6 protein-coding genes are annotated in these 5,096 nt (G+C 67.9%); 1 reads left to right on the top strand and 5 read right to left on the bottom strand.

All coding sequences use genetic code 11. The features are described 5' to 3' along the window. Positions 1 to 128: 128 nt before the first annotated feature. The 4 genes from ACIQ6O_RS12660 to thyX all read right to left on the bottom strand — a co-directional run bounded on the left by ACIQ6O_RS12660 (position 129) and on the right by thyX (position 2,929). Positions 129 to 1,055 carry a type II secretion system protein gene (locus ACIQ6O_RS12660; RefSeq protein WP_396208153.1) on the bottom strand — a complete coding sequence of 309 codons (927 nt, stop codon included), beginning with the start codon at positions 1,053 to 1,055 and terminating at the stop codon, positions 129 to 131. Beyond that, entirely contained in the window at positions 1,052 to 1,405 is a 354-nt protein-coding gene (locus ACIQ6O_RS12665; RefSeq protein WP_396208154.1) for a hypothetical protein, read from the bottom strand. The genes ACIQ6O_RS12660 and ACIQ6O_RS12665 overlap by 4 nt, the downstream gene beginning before the upstream one ends. A gap of 26 nt (positions 1,406 to 1,431) precedes the next feature. Then, positions 1,432 to 1,947, bottom strand: coding sequence for a Tfp pilus assembly protein FimT/FimU (locus ACIQ6O_RS12670; protein WP_396208155.1), 516 nt, complete (start codon positions 1,945 to 1,947; stop codon positions 1,432 to 1,434). Between the two features lie 214 nt (positions 1,948 to 2,161). Then, the gene (gene thyX, locus ACIQ6O_RS12675) at positions 2,162 to 2,929 is read right to left on the bottom strand and encodes an FAD-dependent thymidylate synthase (protein WP_396208156.1); all 768 of its coding nucleotides are present in this window, start codon (positions 2,927 to 2,929) and stop codon (positions 2,162 to 2,164) included. Positions 2,930 to 3,096: 167 nt separating this feature from the next. Here thyX and ACIQ6O_RS12680 point away from each other — a divergent pair, with 167 nt between their 5' ends. Further along, the gene (locus tag ACIQ6O_RS12680; protein WP_396208157.1) at positions 3,097 to 3,582 is read left to right on the top strand and encodes a MarR family winged helix-turn-helix transcriptional regulator; all 486 of its coding nucleotides are present in this window, start codon (positions 3,097 to 3,099) and stop codon (positions 3,580 to 3,582) included. A 135-nt stretch (positions 3,583 to 3,717) separates the two neighbouring features. On the opposite strand, the gene ACIQ6O_RS12685 is transcribed toward ACIQ6O_RS12680, so the two are convergent. Next, positions 3,718 to 5,096: FAD-binding oxidoreductase (locus tag ACIQ6O_RS12685; RefSeq protein ID WP_396208158.1), on the bottom strand; the 1,379-nt coding region annotated here is incomplete at its 5' end.

Below are 5,096 nucleotides of genomic sequence, written 5' to 3' on the forward strand. Positions count from 1 at the left end.
TTCCTGCAAGGCGCTCATCATCGAAGCGGAGCCCAGCACGGCCAGCACTACCATGGCCACCAACACCAGCAGCAACGCCGAACCACGGCGTTCGCGCGTGAGGCGTCGGATCGACACGCGTACCATTCTCATCGACGATTCCTCACTGCGATGCTGAGGCGTACGGAATCATTGGGGAGCGTGCTGTTACGTCCCGACCCTGCCTGTGCGAGCGCGCGCAATACGACGTCGATGCGCGCAATGCGGCGGTTATCTCCGCCGGGGGCGATGGCCACCCCCGTGCTGTCGAAGTAGGTCAGGGCGAAGCCGCTCAGTCCCCCTATCGCCGGCGCCACATACGGGCCGCTCATCACCACCGGCGTGGTCCAGAGGCCGCCTTGTATCTCCTGGCGCTGCAGAAACCATCGCCCCGAGCTCTGCGCCGCGAGTTCATAGCGCGCCGACCGCGTGAAACGCAACGCGGCGCCCGCCGTGACGGCATCGGCGAGCCCCGGCGTCACCGTGAACCGATACCGCGTCTTCCCGGCGTCGAGGGTCGCATCGGTATACGGAGACGTTGGGCAGAAAGCGGAACTCGTGCTCACGCCGGTAATGCGGTGTGCCGACCAGAAGTCGCCGACCACACCGGATGAATCGTGCCGCAACGCGAAGACGGTGTCCCCCACGCCGGGCATCGTCACCCAGTTCGAGAGGCTGATGCGCGCTGCATTGTTGGGCGGCGCATCGATCGTGGTGCTGGTCGGTCGGTCGCACAGTATCGACGTGCCGATGGTCGACCGGAATGTCAGCGCCGTGGCCCCGAAGCTCGAGATGTCGCCATGGGTCGCTGACAAGCCGCGCATTTCCGTGGGCAACGTGCCCAGCGTGTTGCGGAGTTCGCGCCGCACGTTCGACTGTTCCGACATACGCTGAAAGAAGCGCTGCTGTGACATCATGATCTGCGCTACCAGCGTACCCATGATGCCGAGGATCGTCATGGCAATGATGAGTTCGACGAGCGTGTAACCGCGCCGGATGCGCACAGGCTGACGTTCCGGCGACAGACGCGGCGTCATACGCAGGGGACGATGGTGCTGTACCGGTAGGCGCGGTTCACCCGCGGCACCGTGAGCGATAGCTGAAGGGTGCGCGTGGCGCCGCTCCCGCTCACGGTCCACTGCTCCTGAATGCCATTCGATGTGCCGCTGCCGCTGCCGGCCGCCGACAACACGGCGCACGGCAGACTCTGCAGCGAGTCGAGACGGCGCTGAGCGACGCTCGCCGCCACCATCTGCCGGCGCCCCGCGCCCATCTGCTGCGTCACGCTGCTCGAGGCCCCCAGCAACCCCATCACCGCCACGGTCAGCATGACCGCCGCGATGAGAATCTCCACGAGCGAGGTGCCGCGGCGGGGGCGGCGGCGCATACCGCGTTGCGGGGAACGACGTGTCGTCATAGCACGCACCCACGCGGCATGATGGTCCCGGCGCCGGAAACGCACACCGTGTCGGCCCGGCTGCCAAGGCGCAGTTCGTAGCGCGAGATGCTCGCTCGCACCGGGGTCACGAGCCCCCGGGCGTCGTACACCAGTTCGGTCGGGGAGCCGTTGAGGGGTAACAGCACCGCCCCGGTGGTGCGGCTCAGGCTCACGGGCCCCTGGATCTGCACCGAGGTGGCGCGCAGCCCACTCATGGCCGTCACCGTGATCGTGCTGTTCACGAACGTCAGGCTCGCGGTCTTTCCCTTCTGGATCGCCGCCGTGCGCGCCGCCGACAACGACGACAGCACCAGCGACCGTGCCGACCGCAGCCCGCTGCGCGTGCGCAGATCGCTGATGGCCGGCATGACCATGGACGCGAGCACCCCCAGGAGGGCGATCACGATCAAGAGTTCAACGAGAGAGAAACCGCGGCGGCGTCGCACGTGGTCCTGCGGGATCCGGCGTGAAATGAACCTGATGCCAAACACACCCGACGCGCCTTCGGTGGTCGGGTGTGTGGAGGGGCTGTTTGAGATTATCGGCGGGCGGCGGAGGTCCCTTGAGGTAATTGCCCGGACTTTATTGTGAAACGTGCTTCATGGTGGGATCGCTCCGTGACGCAGACGGCCCACGAACGCGGGGGCGTCGTGGGCCGTCTGGGAGTGCACCGATCGCGCCGAGCGCGCCGGAAAACGGAGGCGCTTACACCTTGTGGTAGCCGATGCGCGCGGCCTCGCGGCGATCGCTGGCCGTGTAGATCTCGAAGTCGCTGAAGAACGCCGGCGCCTCGGCCTGCAGCACACGCAACGTCTGCACCGCGAGGCGACGGATCTCCAGCTCGGCCGCCTCGCTCGAGCGCAGTTCGAGCATCGTGCGCCACGCGCGCGCATTGCCGGTGATCACGATCTTCGTTTCCGTGCTGTTGGGGAGCACGCCACGCGCCGCTTCGCGCGCCATCTTGCGGCGATGCACCTTGTCGTCGACCCAGGCGTACCGGGTCATGAGCTGGTCGACCAGCGCGATGTAGCTGTCGAGCGCCGAGCTGACCTGCGCCGTCCAGGCCGCCTCGAGCGGGGCATCGCCGATGATCGCCGGCGGCATCACGAACTGCGCATCGCTTTCGTCGACGTAACGCTGCGACAGCTGCGAGTAGGCGAAGCCCGCCCGATGACGCACCAGTTCATGCGTGAGCGATCGGCTCACGCCCTCGAGCAGCAGCGAATAGTTCGCGTGCTCGAGCACGCTGCCATGCCCCTGCTTCTTGATGTTCTCGATGTATTCGTGCGTGGAGCGACCGGCGGGGTTCCGCTGGCTCATGTAGCACAGGCGCCCGGCGAACTCCGACAGCCGCTCGCCGTCGGTGGCGTCGCCGAGCCACTGCACCGGCATGTGCGCCGGTTCCTGAAACTGCGGGCGAGCGAGCACCGTGATGGTGGGTTCACGAAGAATGGCGGCGTCGGAGAGCGGCATCGGAGGAATCAAAGGAGAATGGTCGGCGGGTCCGCACGCACCCGATACGCAGCGGTACGGACCCGCAGTAGTTTAACGCAGACCGCCAACATCGGCGCATCGGGCGCCACGCGGTTGATGTCGGCTGGCGTTCGGCTGCGTGCCCCTCCTTCCTTTCGGTGCACACCATGTCCACGGATCGACCAAGCTCCCGCTCCATCCAGCAGGAGATCCAGCAGACCCGTCCGTTCCGGTCGCGCGCGCAGGAATCCGTCATCGCGCTCCTGCGCACGGCCTCCGTGGTGTCCCGTCGCTACGCCCGGCTCGTCGAGCCGCATGGCCTTTCACTGGCGCAGTACAACGTGCTGCGCATTCTCCGCGGCGCTGGCGAGGAAGGGTTGCCCACGCTGGCCATCCGGGATCGCATGATCGACGAGGGTTCCACGGTCACCCGCCTCCTCGATAAGCTCGAACAGGCCGGGTTCGTCACCCGAGACCGTAGCCGCCCGGACCGGCGCCAGGTGCTCTGCCGCATCACGGCGGCGGGGGACGCCCTGCTGACGCAGCTCGATCCCACGATGGACCACGCCGACACGGACGCCATGTCCGTCCTCGACGAGCCGCAGATGGCTCATCTGATCGACCTGCTGGCGTCGGTGCGCACGGGGAGCTAACGGCAACGGCGGACAGCGTAAAGCGTAAAGCGTAAAGGGTAAAGAGTTACCTCCTGACGGCACCGCGGTAGCAGCTCCTGCTGGCGCCTTGCGGTTGGGTGGCAACCCATAACGCCTTACGCGGTTCCGCTGTCGCTACGCGACAGCCCCCAGCCGGTATCGCGCCCAGTCGCGCGTCCGTTCGATCTCGCTGAGGACAGCCGCCACTTCGGGGGGAAGCGGCGCCGCCTCGGGGTCATGCCGCAGCGCGTCGAACGGTGCGGCTCCGTCCAGCGGCACCTTGCACCCGGGGTTGAGTACCCCGCTCGGGTCAGCGGCGGCCTTCACATGGGCAAAGGCCCCCCGCGCCTCGAGCCCCCACACACGGTCCAGTAACGGGGCCCGCAGCCGCCCGTCGCCGTGCTCCCCGGCCAACGTCCCGCCCAAACGCGCGGTGAGTTCGCACACTTCGCTGAGGACGGCATGGACCCGGTCCCGCCACCCCGCGACGTGGGTGTCCACCAGCGGATTCACGTGCGCGTGGGCATCGCCGGCATGCCCGAAGATCACGCCCAGCGTTTCCGCCCGCGCCAGGGCGGCGCGCACCCCGCGCACATAGGCCGGGAAATGCTCCGGCGGCACACAGCCGTCCTCGATGAACTGCATGCTTCGCAGCCGCGGTGCGAGCTGCGACAGAATGGGACTGGCGGCGTGACGCAATGCCCATAACCGATGCTCATCCTCGGCAGTGCTGGCTATTGTCACGTTAGTGGCTTGATGAAGTGTGCAAAGTGTCTCGATCTGAGAGAGGTTGGAGGCGATTTCTTCAGCCCGCGCCCCCTCCACCTCCACCAGCAGCACGGCCTCACAGTCGCGCGGAATCCCCGTCGGTCCACCACGCTCGGCCACGTCCAGAAACGTCCGGTCGAGCAGTTCGCACGCGCTCGCGCCCGCGCCGGCCGACGCCACCGCGCAGGCCGTTGCGTCCTCGAGCCGGGAGAACGTCGCCAGCACGGTGGCCGTCCCGGCCGGCACCGGAATCAGCGCCAGCTCCACCTCCGTGAACAGCGCCAGTGTGCCCTCGCTGCCCGCCAGCAGGTCCACCAGGTGCCCACCCGGCGCCAGCGTCGCGGCGAGACCGTACCCGCTCGACTCTTTGCGCACGCCGGCGTGCGTCAGCAGCGGCAGCGGCACCCCACGCCCGATCTCATCCACGGCGCGAAGCAGTCGCGCCACCGCGGGCAGGTGGGTCGGCAATGGCTGCTCACGGTGAATCCACGCCTCGGCGCCATCGTCAAACACACACCGCACCCCCACAACCCATGGACGCGTCGCGCCAAACTTGAGTGTGCGCGCTCCGGCCGCGTTGGCCGCCACCATGCCGCCGATGGTGCAGAAGGCCCCGCTCGACGGATCGACCGGAAACCGCAGCCCATGGGACCGGGCCGCCCGGTCGATCGCACCACGCAGCGCGCCGGTGCCCGCACGGATGCGGCGGGACTCCACCTGCACGGGGCCGATTTTGTCCAGGCGCG

The organism is Gemmatimonas sp., from assembly GCF_044345575.1.
GTDB lineage: Bacteria > Gemmatimonadota > Gemmatimonadetes > Gemmatimonadales > Gemmatimonadaceae > Gemmatimonas.